Source organism: Pseudomonas sp. JQ170C (genome assembly GCF_035581345.1).
Lineage (GTDB): Bacteria > Pseudomonadota > Gammaproteobacteria > Pseudomonadales > Pseudomonadaceae > Aquipseudomonas.
Map to the genome: position 1 here is coordinate 5574995 of NZ_CP141608.1, position 19173 is coordinate 5594167.

At 63.8% G+C, this 19173-nt stretch carries 17 protein-coding genes; 7 read left to right on the top strand and 10 right to left on the bottom strand.

Annotation, left to right across the window (positions count from 1 at the left end):
- Positions 1–21: 21 nt before the first annotated feature.
- Positions 22–1119: a glycine-betaine demethylase subunit GbcB gene (gene gbcB, locus U9R80_RS25475; protein ID WP_301843260.1), complete on the bottom strand. Its 1098-nt coding sequence runs from the start codon at positions 1117–1119 to the stop codon at positions 22–24.
- On the opposite strand from gbcB, the gene U9R80_RS25480 reads away from it, so the two are divergent.
- Together U9R80_RS25480 and gbcA are read left to right on the top strand one after the other, a co-directional pair.
- A complete protein-coding gene (locus tag U9R80_RS25480) occupies positions 1118–1261 on the top strand; it encodes a hypothetical protein (protein WP_301843259.1) in 144 nt (47 codons plus the stop codon). The two genes, gbcB and U9R80_RS25480, sit on opposite strands and share 2 nt — an antisense overlap.
- Positions 1262–1404: 143 nt before the next feature.
- Positions 1405–2697 carry a glycine-betaine demethylase subunit GbcA gene (gbcA, locus tag U9R80_RS25485; protein ID WP_301843258.1) on the top strand — a complete coding sequence of 431 codons (1293 nt, stop codon included), beginning with the start codon at positions 1405–1407 and terminating at the stop codon, positions 2695–2697.
- Positions 2698–3215: 518 nt separating this feature from the next.
- On the opposite strand, the gene etfB is transcribed toward gbcA, so the two are convergent.
- The 6 genes from etfB to U9R80_RS25515 form a co-directional block, all read right to left on the bottom strand.
- Positions 3216–3986 (bottom strand): electron transfer flavoprotein subunit beta, encoded by a 771-nt coding sequence (etfB, locus tag U9R80_RS25490; RefSeq protein ID WP_301843257.1) that lies wholly within the window; start codon positions 3984–3986, stop codon positions 3216–3218.
- A gap of 15 nt (positions 3987–4001) precedes the next feature.
- Positions 4002–5225, bottom strand: a complete 1224-nt coding sequence (gene etfA / locus U9R80_RS25495; RefSeq protein WP_301843256.1) for an electron transfer flavoprotein subunit alpha — start codon at positions 5223–5225, stop codon at positions 4002–4004.
- A complete protein-coding gene (gene dgcB / locus U9R80_RS25500) occupies positions 5225–7174 on the bottom strand; it encodes a dimethylglycine demethylation protein DgcB (RefSeq protein WP_301843255.1) in 1950 nt (649 codons plus the stop codon). The genes etfA and dgcB overlap by 1 nt, the downstream gene beginning before the upstream one ends.
- A gap of 76 nt (positions 7175–7250) precedes the next feature.
- Positions 7251–9311: a dimethylglycine demethylation protein DgcA gene (dgcA, locus tag U9R80_RS25505; protein WP_301843254.1), complete on the bottom strand. Its 2061-nt coding sequence runs from the start codon at positions 9309–9311 to the stop codon at positions 7251–7253.
- Between the two features lie 15 nt (positions 9312–9326).
- On the bottom strand, positions 9327–9857 hold the full coding sequence (locus U9R80_RS25510; protein WP_003177589.1) for a 4-vinyl reductase: 531 nt from the start codon (positions 9855–9857) through the stop codon (positions 9327–9329).
- Between the two features lie 158 nt (positions 9858–10015).
- Positions 10016–10993, bottom strand: coding sequence for a dipeptidase (locus tag U9R80_RS25515; RefSeq protein ID WP_301843249.1), 978 nt, complete (start codon positions 10991–10993; stop codon positions 10016–10018).
- A 250-nt stretch (positions 10994–11243) separates the two neighbouring features.
- Between U9R80_RS25515 and U9R80_RS25520 the strand changes: the two genes are divergently transcribed.
- Positions 11244–13070 carry a serine hydrolase domain-containing protein gene (locus tag U9R80_RS25520; protein WP_301843247.1) on the top strand — a complete coding sequence of 609 codons (1827 nt, stop codon included), beginning with the start codon at positions 11244–11246 and terminating at the stop codon, positions 13068–13070.
- A gap of 3 nt (positions 13071–13073) precedes the next feature.
- Here the strand turns inward: U9R80_RS25520 and U9R80_RS25525 are convergent, their stop codons facing one another.
- Positions 13074–14363 carry an ATP-binding protein gene (locus tag U9R80_RS25525; protein WP_301843246.1) on the bottom strand — a complete coding sequence of 430 codons (1290 nt, stop codon included), beginning with the start codon at positions 14361–14363 and terminating at the stop codon, positions 13074–13076.
- On the bottom strand, positions 14364–15071 hold the full coding sequence (locus U9R80_RS25530; protein ID WP_301843244.1) for a winged helix-turn-helix domain-containing protein: 708 nt from the start codon (positions 15069–15071) through the stop codon (positions 14364–14366).
- A 204-nt stretch (positions 15072–15275) separates the two neighbouring features.
- Here U9R80_RS25530 and U9R80_RS25535 point away from each other — a divergent pair, with 204 nt between their 5' ends.
- Both U9R80_RS25535 and U9R80_RS25540 read left to right on the top strand, forming a co-directional pair.
- A complete protein-coding gene (locus U9R80_RS25535) occupies positions 15276–15680 on the top strand; it encodes a lysozyme inhibitor LprI family protein (RefSeq protein ID WP_301843243.1) in 405 nt (134 codons plus the stop codon).
- A 20-nt stretch (positions 15681–15700) separates the two neighbouring features.
- Positions 15701–16120, top strand: coding sequence for a DUF3010 family protein (locus tag U9R80_RS25540; protein ID WP_301843242.1), 420 nt, complete (start codon positions 15701–15703; stop codon positions 16118–16120).
- Here the strand turns inward: U9R80_RS25540 and U9R80_RS25545 are convergent.
- Positions 16107–17066 carry a GlxA family transcriptional regulator gene (locus tag U9R80_RS25545; RefSeq protein WP_301843241.1) on the bottom strand — a complete coding sequence of 320 codons (960 nt, stop codon included), beginning with the start codon at positions 17064–17066 and terminating at the stop codon, positions 16107–16109. The two genes, U9R80_RS25540 and U9R80_RS25545, sit on opposite strands and share 14 nt — an antisense overlap.
- A 171-nt stretch (positions 17067–17237) precedes the next feature.
- Between U9R80_RS25545 and choX the strand changes: the two genes are divergently transcribed.
- Together choX and U9R80_RS25555 are read left to right on the top strand one after the other, a co-directional pair.
- On the top strand, positions 17238–18182 hold the full coding sequence (gene choX, locus U9R80_RS25550) for a choline ABC transporter substrate-binding protein (protein ID WP_301843239.1): 945 nt from the start codon (positions 17238–17240) through the stop codon (positions 18180–18182).
- A 106-nt stretch (positions 18183–18288) separates the two neighbouring features.
- The gene (locus U9R80_RS25555) at positions 18289–19173 is read left to right on the top strand and encodes a 3-keto-5-aminohexanoate cleavage protein (RefSeq protein ID WP_301843238.1); all 885 of its coding nucleotides are present in this window, start codon (positions 18289–18291) and stop codon (positions 19171–19173) included.

A 19173-nucleotide genomic window follows, 5' to 3' on the forward strand; every position in this document is an offset into this window, starting at 1 on the left:
GCAAGCCCGCTCCTACAGTGTTCAATATTCGATCCGCACATCCCCTTTGGGCACGCTGCAGCACGACAGGATATAACCCTCGGCGACATCATCATCGGTGATGCCGCCGTTGTGCTCCATCTCCACCTCGCCGCCCAGCTTGAGCACCTTGCAGGTACCGCAGATACCCATGCCGCAAGCCTTGGGAATCATCAGGCCGAGCTTGGCCGCCGCCGCATGCACGGTCTCGCCCGGCGCCACGCGAATGCTTTTGCCGGCCGCGGTGAACTCCACCTGGTGCAGGTCGGCATTGTCCACTTCCGGCGCATCGGCAGCCTGCTCGGCCAGCTCGACAGCGTCGGCCTTGACCTCGGCCGGGGTCGCCCCGAACGATTCCTCGTGGTAGCGGCTCATGTCGTAGCCGCTGCCTTCGAGCAGGCGCTTGACCGCATGCATGTAGGGCGTAGGGCCACAGCAGAAGATCTCGCGCTCCATGTAGTCCGGTGCAATCAGCTCCATCAGCTTCTGGTTCAGGTAACCCCGATAACCCGCCCACGGCTCGCCCAGGCCGTGCTTCTCGCAAATGATGTGCAGGCTGAAGTTGTCGATCCGCGACGCCATGTGCTCCAGCTCGCGGTGGTAAATGATGTCTTTGGGCGAACGGGCGCTATGCACGAAGACCATGTCGACATTGCCGTTGGTGTCGTAGAACCAACGGGCCATGGACATCACCGGGGTGATGCCGACACCGCCGCTCAGGTACAGCACCTTGGGGCTGGGGAAGTCCATGGCGTTGAACAGGCCCACCGGCCCATGCACCGCCAGCTCCTGGCCTTCGTGCAGGGTGTCGTGCAGCCAATTGGAGACCTTGCCGCCAGGTACCCGCTTGATGGTCACCGAGAAGCTGTAGGGCACCGACGGCGAGCTTGAGATGGTGTAGGAGCGCATGATCGGCACCCCGTCGATCTCAAGCTCCAGGGTCACGAACTGCCCGGGCTTGAAGAAGAACATGATCGGCTGGTCGGCCATGAAACAGAAGGTGCGCACATCCCAGGTTTCCTGGATCACCTTGACGCAACGGACGATGTGGCGGCCGTTGGCCCAGGTCTGGGTGCTGACCGGATTGAGGAAGTTGGACATGCTCGTCTCCACGGCCGACTGCGGCCTGATGCTTGCGATTCTGATCAAGCTGCGACACGAACACTTTCCTATCCGCGACATCGGCGTGCTTATCGCGACCAGCCCCCTGCCGCAAGGGCTCGCGCGTCGGAAACGGATCTGATCATGTCGTCCATGGATATGGTTGAAGGCCGCTTCAATCGCACACTCCATCGCAAATGAACCGCTGTATTTCCGCCTTGCGTCGCCATAACAACGATTAGCCACTTTTACCGGCCACAAGCACTGGCCACGAGGACCTACACGATGGACGTCACCGCAACTTTGAGTCTGGGCGATCCACTGGAACCTGCGCGCAAGGCCACCGCCGAGATGCTGCAGAACCGCGAGCGCACGTTCTCGCTGCCGCAGCCGTTCTATTGCGACGAACGCCTGTTCCAGATCGACATGGAAGAAATTTTCCAGAAGGAATGGCTGATCGCGGGGATGACCTGCGAAATCCCGACCAAGGGCAACTTCCTCACCCTGCAGATCGGCAAGAACCCGATCCTGGTGGTGCGCGGTGCCGAAGGCCAGGTGCATGCCTTCCATAACGTCTGCCGTCATCGTGGCTCGCGGCTGTGCACCAGTGAAAAGGGCAAGGTGGCCAAACTGGTTTGCCATTACCACCAATGGACCTACGAACTCGACGGCCGCCTGCTGTTCGCCGGCACCGAGATGGGCGCCGACTTCGACATGAAGCAGTACGGCCTCAAGCCTGTGAACGTGAAAACCGCCGGTGGCTACATCTTCATCAGCCTGGCCGAGAACCCGCCGGCGATCGACGACTTCCTGGCCACCCTGGCTCACTACATGGAGCCCTACGACATGGAGAACACCAAGGTGGCGGTGCAGACCACCTTGATGGAAAAGGCCAACTGGAAACTCGTGCTGGAAAACAACCGCGAGTGCTACCACTGCAGCGGTTCGCACCCGGAACTGCTCAAGACCCTGCTGGAATGGGACGACGTCACCGACCCGCGGGCCGACCAGGCGTTCAAGGACCACGTCGCCGCCTCGGCTGCCGCCTGGGATGCCGAGAAGATCCCCTACGCCCACGCAAGCTTCGGCCTGCGCAACCGCATCGTGCGCATGCCGCTGCTCAAGGGCACCGTGTCCATGACCCTGGACGGCAAGCAGGGCTGCCAGAAGCTCATGGGCCGGATCAAGAACCCGGACCTTGGCTCGATGCGCATCCTGCACCTGCCACATTCGTGGAACCACTGCATGGGCGATCACATCATTGTCTTTACCGTGTGGCCGATCAGTGCCCAGGAAACCATGGTCACCACCAAGTGGCTGGTCCACAAGGATGCGGTCGAAGGTGTGGACTACGACCCGGCGCGCATGCGCCAGGTGTGGGATGCGACCAACGACCAGGACCGTCGCCTGGCCGAGGAGAACCAGCGCGGGATCAACTCCACGGCCTATCAGCCGGGGCCTTACTCCAAGACCTACGAGTTTGGGGTGGTGAACTTTGTGGACTGGTACAGCGAGCGGGTGCTGAACAACCTGGGGGCGGCGCCGGCACCTTATCTGAAAGGCGTGGCGGCGCAGTAAGCTGAGCAGGAAGGCATCGCGGGGCAAGCCCGCTCCTACACGGTGGGAGCGGGCTTGCCCCGCGATCGCTGTACAAATATTGACCACACCCCGCAATCCCCCGCCCCCACTGGCCTGCCCCATACAGCAAACACTTTATCCACAGGACAACCCACAGCAATTGTGGGAAACGCGACATTTCGCCTGTGGAAAACTTCAATCTCATGAAATCAGGTCAATTGGACGTTTTTTGACCAATACTCTGTAAGCCACTGAATACGTGGCTCCCAGGGGAAGGCAAACACCTTATCCACAAAGCGGCCAACAGACTTTGTGTGCAAAAGTACCGGGGCTGGAAAGGTCGTGTGGATAACGCCGAAAGCCGTGTAATTACACGGCTTTAGCGTTGTGGAAGGGGGTAAAACAGCAAACTGGACGTTTTTTGATCAACTCTCTGTAAGCCTTGATCCACGGGGCTTACCGTCATGGGCGAACATATTATCCACAGAGCCACCAACAAGGATTGTGGGTAACGCCCTTCAGCGCAGCACGCCTTCCTCCACCAGCAATTTGAGAATGGCATCGGCACCCGCCTCGGGCGTCAGATCCTTGAGTACCTGGCCACCCCCGCCACTGGCCTTCGCCGTCGCGGCTTTCATACGGTCGGCACCTCTCTTGGCCTTGATCACTTTCAGGCGCTTGGGCCGTGGCTTGGCCGGTTGCAATTCGGCGCCTGTGAGTAACTCGTCTTCGACGATCGCCACCTGCCGTGCGGCCAATACCCCGCGCCGCGCCGGGCCAAAGGCGCTCTGGCGGGGCTTGGGCGCGGCGTTATCCACAGTGGCCAGCAGCGGCAGGCGCACCTTGAGCCGGCGCCGCTGGCCCCGTGGCAGAGCTTGCAGCACCTGGGCCACGCCGTTGTGGATAGATTCGACTTCCGCCAACCCCACCACCAACGGCCAGCCCAGGCGCTCGGCCAGCAGGAACGGGAGCATGCCCGAGCCTTCGCCGGTCTCGGCCTGGCTGCCGGTCAGCACCAGTTGGGCACCCGCCTCACGCAAATAATCCCCCAACACACCCAGGGCGTCGGCACCCGCCGGCTGCTCAAGCACATCGAGCTGCGCCAGGCCCATGCCCAGGTAGGCGCGCAAGGCCGGTTCCTGCGGGTCGCCAGCGTGCAGCACCTGCAAGTTATCCCCAGCCAGCTGCAAGCCCAGCTCCACCGCCCGGGCGTCCTGTTCGGCACGCCGGGTGCGGCCCGAGCTTGGGTGGGCACCGATGGAAACCAGACTGACGACCTTGGTACTCATAGTTATCCCCTGCCCTTATGCCGCGTCGCGCTTGGCGTCGTTGCGGTAGTTTTCCACAGCCTGGATCAGCGCCTGCAAGATCGCCGCGCTGTCGCCGATCACCGAAAGGTCGGCGCGTTTGATCATGTCGCAGCCCGGGTCCATGTTGATCGCCACCACCTTGTCGCAGGCACCGATGCCCTGCAGGTGCTGGATCGCTCCGGAGATCCCCACAGCCATATAGACCCGCGCCGTGACCCAGGTGCCGGTAGCCCCCACCTGGCGATTGCGCGGCATGAAGCCGTCGTCCACCGCCACCCGCGAGGCGCCCTCGGTGGCGCCCAGGGCTACGGTTGCGCGGTGGAACAAGTCCCAGTCCTTGACCCCGTTGCCGCCCGAGACGATGAACTCGGCTTCGGCCATGGCAATGGCGGCCGGGTCCACGGCCACCGGGCCAAGGTCTTCAATGCGCGGCAAGCTGCGCGCCACGCTTGTGGATAACTGTTCGGGCAAGGCTTCGTGACGGGTTTCGCTGACCGGCTCGGCGCATTCGGCAGCGGCCAGAATCAAACGTGGCAGGCCGCGGATCAGATCCTGCTGGCCTGCCCCGGCACGGCCACTGCACTGCCCATCCTTGACCTGCCAGACCCGCGTCGCCGGGCGCTCGCCCAGGGCTGCGGCAAAACGACGGCCCAGTTCGCCGCCACCGGTGCGGCTGTCGGGCAGCAGCCAGTGACGCGGGCTGAACTGGTTATCCACAGCCCGCAGGCCCTGCACCAGTTGCTCGGGGGCATAGCCGTCGAATTCTTCGCCTTCGATGACCAGCAAGCGGTCGACACCGGCTGTGGAAAAGTTGCTTTCCTTGTGTTCGCCGAACACCACCGCCAGCACCGCACCCTCACTGCCGGCCAGGCTGTGGGCAAGGCCGAGCAGATCACGGTCGTGACTGCCCAGGCGACCACCGACCATGTCGGGTACCACGGCGATGTAGAACGCTGGCGCAGGCACCTGGTGCAACGGCAACTCCACCGCCGCTGCCGCCGTACGCTTGGTGCTGGTGCCCTGCTGGGCTCCGCTGCGGTCAATGCGCTTGATGCCATTGGGGCCGATAAAACCGATGCCGTGAGGGTTCTTGCGGACAATGCCGTTCGGCCCCATCCAGCTGTGCTGCTGGGTCTGCTGCATGGCCGCATGCAACGGGTGCAGGCGGTTACGGGCAATCCATTCGGCGCGCGGATCACGGCGAATAATGTCGCTCATCAGTGCACCTCCGCAGGTTCACGCTTGGCCGGCGCCGGTTTGTTCGCCGGGGCCTGCTCTTCGAGCAGGGCATCGGCCACCAGCTCGGCCAGGTCCTTGATCAGTGGCCGGGGTTCGACCACGCCTTCAAGCATCGCCGTGCACTGTGGGCAACCCACGGCCACCAGTTCGGCGCCCGTCTCGCGGATGTCTTCCATGCGCATGTCGGGAATCCGCTGCTTGCCGGGGATGTCGGTGATCGGCGCACCGCCACCACCGCCGCAGCAACGGGAACGGAAGCCCGAACGCTGCATCTCCTTGATCTCGATACCCAGGGCGCGCAGCACCTCGCGGGGCGCTTCGTACTCGCCGTTGTAGCGGCCCAGGTAGCACGGGTCGTGATAGGTCACGCTGCCGCCCTTGTGCTGGCCAAGGTTCAACGCCCCGGCCGCGATCAGTTCGGCAATGTAGGTGCTGTGGTGCTGCACCAGGTACTCGCCGCCAAAGGCACCGTATTCGTTCTTGAGCACATGGAAACTGTGCGGATCGCAGGTGACGATGCGCTTGAAGCTGTACTTGGCCAGGGTCTGGATATTGCGCCGGGCCAGTTGCTGGAAGGTCGCTTCATCGCCCAGGCGCCGCGCCACGTCGCCGCTGTCCCGCTCCTCGAGGCCCAGCACGGCAAAGTCCACCTGGGCAGCCTTGAGCACTTTGACGAACGCACGCAGGGTGCGCTGGTTGCGCATGTCGAAGGCACCGTCGCCCACCCAGAACAGCACGTCGGTGGTCCTGGTTTCGCCGAGCAGCTTGAGGCTCAGGTCCGCCGCCCAGTTCATCCGCCCGCCCGGGGCAAAGCCGCCGGGGTTGTCGGTGGCGATGAGGTTGTCGAGTACCTCGGCACCCTTGTTCGGGGTCGCGCCTTTTTCCAGGGTCAGGTGACGGCGCATGTCGACGATGGCATCGACGTGCTCGATCATCATCGGGCATTCCTCCACGCACGCGCGGCAGGTGGTGCACGACCAGAGGGTTTCAGCGTCCACCAGGCCATTGACGATCGGCTGGTGCGGATTGCCGCCGTGCTCGCCGATTGGCTTGCCTGGATACGGGCTACCGGCAAATTTCGCGTCGGTGCCACCGGCAAGGCCGACGACCATGTCCTGGATGAGCTTTTTCGGGTTCAGCGGTTGCCCGGCGGCAAAGGCCGGGCATGCCGCCTCGCACTTGCCGCATTGAACGCAGGCGTCGAAGCCCAGCAGTTGGTTCCAGGTGAAATCCTTGGGTTTTTCCACACCCAGCAGGGCCTGTGGATCTTCCAGGTCGATGGGCTTGAGCCCGGTGGAGCGGCCACCGCCAAAACGCTCGGCGCGGCGGTGCCAGGCCAGGTGCAGGGCACCGGCGAAGGCGTGCTTCATCGGCCCGCCCCAGGTCATGCCGAAGAACAGCTCGGACACGCCCCAGAGCACCCCGAGCCCCAGCAGGGCTACCAGCACCCAGCCGCCAAAGCCTTGCGGCAGGATTCCGGCCACCGGCAAGGTGGCGATGAAGAAACTCGCGGCAAACACCAGCAAGCTCTTTGGCAGGCGCATCCACGGGCCCTTGGACAGGCGCGCAGGCGGGTTGAGGCGGCGCTTGTAGACGAACAGCGCGCCGGCAAACATCAGCACCGTGGCAAACAGCAAGGCGTAGCCGAGGATCTTGTTATGCAGACCAAAGCCATGCACCAGGATCGCCAGGACCGCCGCCAAGACAAAGCCCCCGGCGGTGGCGACGTGGGTATTGGCCATGTATTTGTCGCGGGCGACCACGTGGTGCAGGTCGACCATGTAGCGCCGGGGCATGGCCAGCAGCCCGCCCAGCAGATCGACCTTCGAGGGCCGGCCCTGGCGCCACATCCGCACACGCCGCAAGGCGCCGAGGACAGCCAGGCCCAGGGCGGCGAACAGCAAAAGGGGAATCAACGTGTTCAACATGGGAAGCTCCCAGTAGGAGCGGGCTTGCCCCGCGATGGCGGTGTATCAGACCTACGCAAGCCCGCTCCTACACAGATCAGAAGTCCTTACACAGGCGCAAGGCGTCGTAGATGGCGGCATGAGTGTTGCGCTGCGCCACGCAGTCGCCGATGCGGTACAGCAGGTAGCCTTCGCCCGGCTGGCTGAGGATCGGCTGCGGCTGGATCGCGAAGAGTGCCTCGACGTCGATCTGGCCTTTGTTGCGCGAACCTTCCTTGAGCCCGTAGTAGAGCGCTTCGTCCGGCCGCACGCCGTTCTCGATGACCACCTGGTCGACCACCCGCTCCTCTTTGGCGCCGGTGTATTCGTTCTCCAGCACCGCCACCAGCTTGTCGCCCTCGCGGTAGACCTTTTCCAGCATCAGGTCGCCGGTCATGATCACTTCCTTGGGGTACATGCTGCGGTAGTAGGTGGGGAATGACGTACCGCCAATGGCCACGCCCGGCTTGATGTCGTCGGTGACGATCTCGACCTGGCTGCCCTTGTCGGCGATGTAGTCGGCCACCGACATGCCGGTGAACTCGCAGATGGTGTCGTACACCAGCACGTTCTTGCCCGGTGCCACCTTGCCGTCGAGTACGTCCCAGCTGCTGACCACCAGGCCTTCGGCCGCACCCCAGTGCTCGTTCTGCTCAATGAACGGGTGCCCGCCCACCGCCAGTACGATGACGTCCGGGCGCAGGTCCTGGATGGTGGCGATATCGGCAGCGGTCCCCAGGCGCAGGTCGACCTTCAGGCGTGCCAGCTCCAGTTGGTACCAGCGGGTGATGCCGGCGATCTGGTCACGCTGCGGCGCCTTGGCGGCAATGGTGATCTGCCCGCCGATGGCGTCCTTTTTCTCGAACAGGGTCACGTCGTGGCCACGCTCGGCCGCAACGCGCGCCGCTTCCATCCCCGCCGGCCCTGCGCCGACCACCACCACTTTGCGCTTGGGCCCGGTGGATTTTTCGATGATGTGCGGCACGCCCATGTATTCGCGGGAGGTGGCGGCGTTCTGGATGCACAGCACATCCAGTCCCTGGTACTGGCGGTCGATGCAGTAGTTGGCACCGACGCACTGTTTGATCTGGTCGATCTGGCCCATCTTGATCTTGGCGATCAGGTGCGGGTCGGCAATGTGCGCACGGGTCATGCCGACCATGTCTACATAACCGCCCTCGAGGATGCGGGTAGCCTGGTTCGGGTCCTTGATGTTCTGCGCATGCAGCACCGGCACCTTGACCACTTCCTTGATGCCGGCAGCCAGGTGCAGGAACGGCTCCGGTGGATAACTCATGTTGGGGATAACGTTGGCCAGGGTGTTGTGGGTGTCGCACCCTGAGCCGATCACGCCGAAGAAATCGAGCATGCCGGTGGCGTCGTAGTACTTGGCGATTTCCTTCATGTCCTCGTGGCTCAGGCCATCGGGGTGGAATTCGTCACCACAGATACGCATGCCCACGCAGAAATCCGGGCCCACTTCGGCACGCACCGCCTTGATCACTTCCAGGCCGAACTTCATGCGCCCTTCAAAGCTGCCGCCCCATTCGTCGGTCCGCTTGTTGACCCGCGGGCTCCAGAACTGGTCGATCATGTGCTGGTGCACGGCCGACAGCTCGACGCCGTCCAGGCCGCCCTCCTTGGCCCGGCGCGCCGCTTGCGCGTAGTTGCCGATCACCCGCCAGATTTCCTCCGGCTCGATGGTCTTGCAGGTGGCACGGTGCACCGGTTCGCGGATGCCCGACGGCGACATCAGGGTCGGCCAGTTGAAGCCGTCCCAGCGCGAGCGACGGCCCATGTGGGTAATCTGGATCATGATCTTGGCGCCATGCTTGTGCATGGCATCGGCCAGGTTCTGGAAGTGCGGAATGATGCGGTCGGTGGACAGGTTCACCGAGGCCCACCACTCCTGCGGGCTGTCGATGGCCACCACCGAGGACCCCCCGCAGATGGCAAGGCCGATACCGCCCTTGGCTTTCTCTTCGTAGTACTTCACATAGCGGGCGGTGGTCATGCCGCCATCGGTGGCGTAGACCTCGGCGTGCGCGGTGCTCAGGACCCGGTTGCGGATGGTCAGTTTGCCGATCTGGATCGGCTGGAACATTGCTTCGAAAGCCATGGCGGGATCCTCGACTTACAACGGCTTGACGATGAACAGGCCGTCGTCGTGGCCTTCTTCCGAACCGCCGTAGACCTGCTCGGCGACCGTGCGAATCTTGCTGCCGCGTGCTGCCAGGATCTGGTCCATGGCCCCGGCGAACCAGCCGGTGAACATGTAGTCGACCTTGCGCCCGACCTTGCCGTACACGTAGACGAACGCCGAGTGCTCGAGCTTGACGCTGGCGGTGCCTTTATCCAGGTCGATGTCCTGGATCTTGAACAGGCCCCAGCCCCGCTGCGACAGGCGCTTCATGTAATGCTCGAACACCGCCACGCCTTCCAGGCCGTGGCATTCAGCCTCTTTCTCGCACCAGTGCCAGGCGGACTTGTAGCCGGCCTTGTAGAGGATTTCGGCATAGGCGTCGGCGCCCAGCACTTCCTCGATGCCCATGTGGTTGTTGACGAAAAAATGCCGTGGCACGTAGAGCATCGGCAGGGCATCGCTGGTCCAGACACCGGTTTCGCTGTCGACTTCGATAGGCAATTGCGGGGCGATCTTGGCCATCGTTGAAAACTCCAGAAATCTAAGTAGTGGTCGCTTGTAGCCGCTGCCGAAGACTGCGATAAGGCTCGGCGAAGAGCCGTCAAGGCAGCCGTGCAGGCACGACTGCCGCGCAGCCGATCGCAGCCTTCGGCAGCAGCTACAGGCGTTGACGGTTGGCGTTATTCGCCCCAGACGTCCTTGAGGACGTTCACCCAGTTCTCGCCCATGATCTTGCGCACCACGCGCTCGGAATGGCCGCGCTTGAGCAGGGTCTCGGTGAGGTTGGGGAACTCGCCCACGGTGCGGATGCCCAGCGGGTTGATGATCTTGCCGAAGTTGGTCAGGCGCCGGGCGTAGCCCTTGTCGTGGGTCAGGTACTCGAAGAAGTCCTGGCCATGGCCCTGGGTGAAGTCAGTACCGATACCGATGGCGTCTTCACCGACGATGTTCATGGTGTATTCGATGGCTTCGGCGTAGTCGTCAATGGTCGAGTCGATGCCCTTGGCCAGGAACGGCGCGAACATGGTCACGCCGACAAAACCGCCATGGTCGGCAATGAACTTGAGCTCTTCATCGGACTTGTTGCGCGGGTGCTCCTTGAGCCCGGAGGGCAGGCAGTGGGAGTAGCACACCGGCTTTTTCGATTCGAGGATGACTTCTTCCGACGTCTTGGAACCGACATGGGACAGGTCGCACATGATCCCAACGCGGTTCATTTCGGCGACGATCTCGCGACCGAAACCCGACAGGCCACCGTCGCGCTCGTAGCAGCCGGTGCCCACCAGGTTCTGGGTGTTGTAGCACATCTGCACGATGCCCACGCCCAGCTGCTTGAACACGTCTACATAGCCGATCTGGTCCTCGAACGCGTGGGCGTTCTGGAAGCCGAACAGGATGCCGGTCTTGCCCAGCTCCTTGGCCTTGCGGATGTCGGCGGTGGTGCGTACCGGCATGACCAGGTCGCCGTTCTCGCGGATCAGCTTCTGGCTGGCGGCGATGTTGTTGACCGTGGCCTGGAAGCCTTCCCAGACCGACACAGTGCAGTTGGCAGCGGTGAGGCCGCCCTTGCGCATGTCCTCGAACAGCTCGCGGTTCCATTTGGCAATGATCAGCCCGTCGATAACGATGCTGTCGGCGTGTAATTCGGCTGGGCTCATCAGGCTGTCCCCTTTATTGGCATTACCTGCGCCGAATCGTCTGCCGGCGCTTTGGGACCAGCATATGCCTAGGCGACAGGTCGCTAAGATGCAAAAACGACAGGGGAATTACCGAAAGCGTCAAAGCGCGACAAAGGGCTGCTGCAAAGGCTGCGCGCAGACTCTTTCACAGTTTTGCGACAAACCGCTCAAAGATTGACCAGGGCCGTTTCCCTAGCATGCACTGACCTTCATTGCCCCCAGGTGCATCATGCTTCGCTCGCCTCGATCAGCCCTGCTGTTAAGTCTGTTGACCCTGGCCAGTGGCTGCGGAGAGCGGACCCCGCAACCGCAGCCAGAAATCCGCCAGGGCGACTATCAGGCGGTGATCGAGCAGTTGCGCCAGCGAATTCCCGCGCTGATGGACAAGAACCATGTGCCGGGGCTGTCGCTGGCCCTGATCGATGGCCAGGCGCTGGTGTGGGCCGAGGGCTTTGGCCTGGCCGACCAGGACCTGCAGATGCGCGTGACGCCCGATACCGCGTTTCGCGCAGGTTCGCTGTCCAAGCTGTTCACCGCCAGCGCCACCCTGCAGTTGGTCGAGCAGCAGCGCCTGGCGCTGGATGCGCCGTTGTCGCAGACACTGCCGGAATTTCGCGTGCGCTCGCGCTTTCACCCCGACGCCCACAGCGCCAACAATGCCGTAACCCTGCGCCGCCTGCTCAGCCACCAGGCCGGCCTGCCCAGCGAATACCTGCCCCGCCTGCGCAGCAGCGACCCGTTGAAATACCTGCCGCAGAAAGCTTCCGGGCTGTGGCTGAGCAACCCGCCCGGCACCCGCACGGTGTATTCCAACCTGGGCTTTGCCCTGCTGGGCGCGGCCATCGAGCGCAGCAGTGGGCAAACCTTTGAAACCCGCCTGCAGCAGCACCTGTTGCAACCCCTGGCCATGAAGCACTCGAGTTTTATCGGCAACAGCGAGCTTGAGCCGTTTCGCGCCCGTGGCTATCTGCAAGGCCAGCGCAGCGCCGATACGCAGATTCGCGACATGCCGGCCGGCGGGCTGTGGACAACACCCCGGGAGGTCGGCCAGTTCGTCCAGATGCTGTTTGCCGAGGGCCGCTACAACGGCCGCCAGGTACTGAGCCAGGCGTCGATCCAGGCCATGTTCAGCCAGCAGAATCGCGCCAATGCCCTGGATTTCGACTGCCCGATGGGCCTGGCCTGGTACCTGGGCCCCTGTGGTGATCCGCAGATCGGCGCACACCTTGCGCAGTGGCAGCACAGCGGCTCGACCGGCGATTTTGCCGCGCAATTGAGCGTGCTGCCCGAGCATCAATTGGCGGTGGTGGTGATGGCCAATGCCGACACGGCCGAAGCGCTGGTCAGCGACCTGGCGACCCAGGCCTTGCGCCTGATGGTGCAGGCCCAGGGCGGCCAGCCGGGCTGCCTGGACGACTGCAGCTACAGCCTGCCGCCCCTGGCCGCCGCCGTGGTGCCGGGCGCCGACGACCGCCAGCGCGTCGCCGGGATCTACACCAGCCGGCTGGGTGTGGTGCGCATCAAGGATGAGCGCCAGCGCCTGTTCGCCGAGCTGGCCGGCAAGCGCGTCGAGTTGCTGCGCGACAGCGATGGCTGGCTGCGCCCGGAAAAGAAACTGCTGGGCCTCTGGGCACTGGACCTGGGCAAACTCGAGCAACTGCAACTCGATGTGCTGAGCGTCGCCGACAAACGCGTGCTGGTGGTGCGGCGCCACGGCCAGACCTTGCCCCTGGGTGAACGCATCGAACCCGTTCCGTTGCCCGCTGACTGGCAGGACAGCGTCGGACGCTATCGGCTGGTGAGCCCGGGCGACACCGCGCCGCTGCTCGATGGCCTGAACCTGCGTATCGAGCAGGGGCTACTGCTGGCGCAGGGACGGCGGGCGGGCGAAAGCCTGATCGAGTTCGTGATCCAGCCGCTGGATGCCGAACATGCCCTGCTGGCCGGCAGCGGCCAGGACCAGGGCAACACCCTCAGCCGCCACAGCGACGGGCTCAGGGTGCTGGGCTACCGCTTTGTGCGCAGCCCTGCGGCCAATACCGTTGTGCAGTTCTGAGGCTCAGGCGTCGCTATGGGGCCAGGTCAGGACAAACAGTGCCCCGCCAGCCTCGGCATCTCGCACATCGGCCTGGCCGCCGTGCCACTGCGACACCCGGCGAACCAGCGCCAGCCCCAGGCCAAAGCCGCCGGTGCGGCGGTCACGGCTGGCATCCAGGCGCGAGAACGGCTCGAAGATCTTCTCCCGGGCATTGGCAGGCACACCCGGGCCATCGTCTTCCACCACGATCCGGTACCACTCGCCCTCACGCTCCAGACGCACCCGCACTTCGCGCTCGGCATAACGAATGGCATTGCGCAGCAAGTTGATCACCGCTCGGGCCATGAACCGCGGCTCGATTCGGATCGACTCCACCGTGCAGGTATCCAGCACCAGCTGAACGCCCACAGCCTCCGCCTCCAGCGCCACGGCCCCCAGCACACTGTCGATCCAGTTGGCGGCCTGGATGGTTTCGCGCTTGATCTCGGTGGCGCCGCGCTCAAGGCTGGCGTAGGTCAGCAGCTCCGAGACCATTTCCTCCAGATCGCCCAGGTCGGCATGCATGTCATCGATCAATGCACCGCAGACCTCCTGGCGCGACAGCCGGCGCAATTGCTCAAGCTCGAAGGTCAGCCGGGCGATAGGCGTGCGCAGTTCGTGGGATACCGCATTGGTCAGTTCGCGCTGGTTGGCGATCAGCCCCTCGATACGCCCGGCCATCTGGTTGAAGTGCTCGGCCAGCTCGCGGATGTTGGAGCGACGCGACAGGTGAATCCGCGAGCGCAGGTCGTTGTCACCAAAACGCTGGGCCGCCAGGCGCAAGCCCTCAAGGTCGCGCCAGTGCGGACGCACCCAGAGGAACAGGGCAATGGCGATCAGCCCGGCCAGCATGGCGTAGGCACCGATGGTGTAGGCCCCGGTCAGCTCAGGCTCTGCGGGCAGGTCGATACTCAGCACTTGCGGGCCATCATCGATGGGGGCGATGAACTGGGTGAAGTCCTTGCGCACCACCAACTGGTCGTTGGCCAGCAAGGCTTGCTCGCGCTGGTCGAGGTGCAATTGGTCGGTTTCGGCCAGCTTCAGGCCCAGGCCATAGTGCGGTTGCAGTTCGGCGAGTTTCTGCGGGCGCGCCGCGGCTTCAAGCGGGCGCAGTTGCTCCACCAGGCTGTAGGCCGGACCGCGTACGGCCTCACGGTGATAAAGCTCAAGCGGCCCCTTGAGCAGCCAGGTAAACACATGGTCGACGGCAGTGATCGACAGGGCGAAGCCGAGCACCAGGGTGATGTACAGGCCAAGGAACAGGCGCAGCATCTACAGCTCCCAGGCAAAGGGATTGAACAGGTAGCCCTTGCCCCAGACGGTCTTGATGCACACCGGCTCCCGGGGGTTGTCGTGGAGTTTGCTGCGCAGCTTGCTGACATAGACGTCGACGCTGCGGTTCAGGCCATCGAAGGCGATACCGCGTATGCGGTTGAGGATGTCGTCACGCGAGAGAATCTGTCCCGCCGAGCTTGCCAGCAACCACAGCAACTCGAACTCCATGGTGCTCAGCTCGATCAGGTCATCGCCCAGGCGTGCTTCGCGGCTGGCGCGGTCGATGCTCAGGCGCCCGAATTCCAGGCTGTCGCGCCCGGGGGCATCGTTGCCCTGGCGCCGCTGCAACGCACGCAGGCGGGCCAGCAACACCGGGGGCTTGATGGGTTTGATCACATAGTCGTCGGCGCCGGACTCAAGGCCCAGGATGTGGTCCAGGTCGTCCTCGCGGGCGGTGAGGATGACGATCGGCGTCGCCGCCTGGCTGCGGATCGCCCGGCACACTTGCAGGCCACTGAGCCCGGGCAACATGAGGTCGAGCACCACCAGCGCGGGCTTGAAGGTCAGAAACGCTTCCAGCGCTTCATCACCGCGATGCACGCAGTGCACGTCGAAGCCGTGTTCGCCGAGAAAATTCGCCACCAGGCCGGCCAGTTTAAGGTCGTCCTCGACCAGCAGTACCTTGAACAGTCCCGCACTTTCCATGGCGTTTCCAGAGGTATCGAAGGGTTGGAGAGTATAGATAGCGGCCAATCGCCGAGTTTATGTGCCCGGCCCCGGCACGTCTGTGAATAAGTGTTCATGTGCACTGCACGCTTTTTTACAGCGGGTGCGGCTACCCTGTTCTTTGCCGTGGCGCTGAGCGAGAATCGACGCCCATGTTCCCGCAGGCTTTGGAGGATGTCGCAGATGAGATCGATGGTAGGGCTGGCCCTGGTGTTGCTGGCATTCGGCGCCCAGGCGCAAGAGGACGAGAGCACCACGCCGTGTGACAACGTCGAGACCGACCCGCAGGCCTATGAATGCGCCCTGTACAGCCGCCAGAGCGCCGAACGCGAGCTGACTGCCGCCTTCAACGACCAGCTTGATCGCATCAAGGAGCAATACAGCGGCCAGCCGGCGCAGATTGCCGAACTGAGCAAGCGCCTGCGCGACGCCGAGGCTGTGTGGCAACAGCTGCGCGATGCCGACTGCAAGATCGAGACCTATGCCGAGAAACCCGGCAGCAAGGCCTTTGAAGTCGCCCAGAACACCTGCCTGGCCCAGCGCAGCGATGATCGCTCCGAGTACCTGCAATCGCTTGGCCTGCAATAACCCCCTTTCCCGAGGTATGAATGAAAGTCTGCGGAATCGAAATCAAGGGCAGTGAAGCCCTGTTGGCCGTGGTCGCGCTGGAGGCCGGAAGCCCGGCCCACCTGGCCCTGGCGACGAAAAAGATCGGTCTGGAAGACGACGAACTGGCGGACAACGTCAAAGCCTTCGCCAGCCAGGCCCGGCAGTTTGTCACCGAGCACGGCATTACCCACCTGGCCATCAAGAAGCGCAGCAAGAAAGGCGACTTCGCCGGCGGCCCCACTACCTTCAAGATCGAGGGCATCCTGCAACTGCTTGAGGGGTGCGAAGTGGCCCTGGTATCCCCGCAGACCGTCAGCGCCCAGGCCAAGAAGCACAACATCGAGCCCCCTGCCTCGCTGAACAAGTACCAGCACGAAGCCTACAAGAGCGCCTGCGCCCTGCTGCTCAGCCGCCGCTGACAGTCGCCGCCTGCGGCTTGCGGTCTTCGCGCGGGCAGCGCTCGAAACGCCCGCGATAGCAGCGGGTGAAATAGGACGCCGACTCGAAGCCGCAGGCGATCCCCACCTCCAGCACACTCATGTCGGTCTGGCGCAGCAGTTGCCGCGCCTTGTCCAGGCGCAGGCGCAGGTAAAAGCCACTGGGGGTGTCGTGCAGGTACAGGCGAAACAGCCGCTCCAACTGGCGCCGGGTGACCTGCACCTGCTCGGCCAGCACGAGGGTGTTGAGCGGTTGCTCGGTGTTGCGCTCCATCTCGCCGATCACCTGCACCAGTTTCTTGTTGCTGATGCCGAAGCGTGAAGCGATCTGCATGCGCTGGTGGTCCTGGCGCGGGCGGATGCGACCCAGCACGAACTGCTCCGACACCTGGATCGCCAGCGGCGCGCCGTGGGCCTGGGCGATCAGGTCAAGCATCAGGTCGATGGAGGCGGTGCCACCGGCCGAGGTGATGCGCCGCCGGTCCACCTCGAACAGTTCCTGGGTTGCCTGCAGTTGCGGGTACGACTCCTTGAAGGCCTCCAGCGCCTCCCAGTGCAGGGTCACCCGGTGGCCGTCGAGCAAGCCGGCCTCGGCCAGGACTACCGCACCGGTGTCGATGCCGCCCAGTACCACGCCGTCGTGATCGAGCTTGCGCAGCCAATGCTGCAGCGCAGGGGTGTAACTGCCCAGCGGCTCGAACCCGGCCACCACCAGCAAGGTTGCCCCCTTGGCCAACGGCTGCAGCGCGCCATCGGCGTTGACCGACATGCCATTGCTGGCCTGCACCGCCCCGCCCCCTATGCTCAACACCTGCCAGCGGTACAAGCCGCTGCGAAAGCGGTTGGCCACCCGCAGCGGTTCTATCGCCGAGATAAAGCCGATGGCGGAAAAACCGGGGAGCAACAGAAAGTAGAAATCCTGGGGCATAGCGAACGACTCGACGGCCACGGGTCTGCGGTTAATACCCTGCAGGTCGCCACTGTGCAAGTGCTGGTCGCCAGGGTGCGATTTTTCCCGGTGGCCTGGGCGTAGTTTGATCAGCACGGCACGCAGAGGCCGCCCCTTATAACAATTAGAACTGCCGTTGGAGGAGCCACCATGAACAGATTGATCAGCCGTAGCCTGCTGACGCTCGTCGGTACCGCAATCCTCAGCACCAACGTATGGGCAGCCGAACCCGCTGCTTGCAAGAATGTGCGCCTTGGCGTGGTCAACTGGACCGATGTGATGGCCACCAGCGCCATGACCCAGGTACTGCTCGACGGCCTGGGCTACAAGACCAAACAGACCAGTGCCTCGCAACAGATCATCTTCGCCGGCATTCGCGACAATCGCCTGGACATGTTTTTGGGTTACTGGAACCCAATCATGACCCAGACCATCACCCCCTTCATCAAGCAGAACCAGGTCAAGGTGCTCGACCAGCCAAGCCTCGACGATGCCCGCGCCACCCTCGCCGTACCCAAGTACCTGGCCGACAAGGGCCTGAAGACCTTCGCCGACATCGCCAAATTCGAGAAGGAACTGGGCGGCAAGATCTACGGCATCGAGCCCGGCTCCGGCGCCAACACTCAGATCAAGGCGATGATCAGCAAGAACCAGTTTGGCCTGGGCAAGTTCCAGTTGGTCGAATCCAGCGAGGCCGGCATGCTCGCCGCCGTCGACCGCGCCGTGCGGCGCAATGAGGCGGTGGTGTTCTTTGGCTGGGCGCCGCACCCGATGAACGTGAACATCGAGATGGCTTACCTGAGCGGCAGCGAAGACGCCCTGGGCCCGGATGAAGGCCGCGCCACGGTGTGGACCGTCACCGCCCCGGATTACGCCGAACGCTGCCCCAACGTGAACAAGCTGCTGACCAACCTGACCTTCAGCGCCGAAGACGAGAGCCGCATGATGCAACCGCTGCTCGAACACAAAGACGCCCTGGCCTCCGCCCGCCAGTGGCTCAAGGATCACCCCGAAGACCAGAAGCGCTGGCTCGAGGGCGTGACCACCTTTGACGGCAAGCCGGCTGCCGACAACCTTCGGCTGACTGCCAACTGACTTCTTCGCGGGGCAAGCCCGCTCCTACAGGCTTGCCCCGCGAAACACCCACCCGGTAGGAGCGGGCTCGCCCCGCGAAACGCCCCCCTGTTCAAGGAACCCCGCCATGAACCATGACGTCATCATCACCTGCGCGCTCACTGGCGCCGGCGACACCGCCAGCAAAAGCCACCTGGTGCCGGTTACCCCCAAGCAAATCGCAGCCGCGGCGGTCGAAGCCGCCAAGGCAGGCGCCACCGTCGTCCACTGCCATGTCCGCGACCCACAGACCGGCCGCTTCAGCCGCGATGTGGCGCTGTACCGCGAAGTGATGGAGCGCATCCGCGAGTCGGACGTCGACATCATCGTCAACCTCACCGCCGGCATGGGCGGCGACCTGGAAATCGGCCCGGGCGAAACGCCGCTGGAGTTCGGTGCCGGCACCGACCTGATCGGCCCGCTGGAGCGCCTGGCCCACGTCGAGGCGCTGTTGCCGGAAATCTGCACCCTGGACTGCGGCACCCTCAACTTTGGCGACGGCAACAGCATCTATGTGTCGACCCCGGCGCAGCTGCGTGCCGGTGCCAAGCGCATCACCGAACTGGGCGTCAAAGCCGAGCTTGAAATCTTCGACACCGGGCACCTGTGGTTCGCCAAGCAAATGATCAAGGAAGGCCTGCTCGACGACCCGCTTTTCCAGCTGTGCCTGGGCATTCCATGGGGCGCGCCAGCCGACACCACGACCATGAAGGCTATGGTCGACAACCTGCCGCCAGGCGTCACCTGGGCAGGCTTCGGCATCGGCCGCATGCAGATGCCCATGGCTGCGCAGGCGGTGCTGCTGGGCGGCAACGTGCGAGTGGGGCTGGAAGACAATCTGTACCTGGACAAGGGCGTGCTGGCCAGCAACGGCCAGTTGGTGGAGCGCGCCAGCGAAATCCTCAGCCGTCTCGGCGCACGGGTGCTCACCCCTGCCGAGGGCCGCGCAAAAATGAACCTGACACGCCGCTGA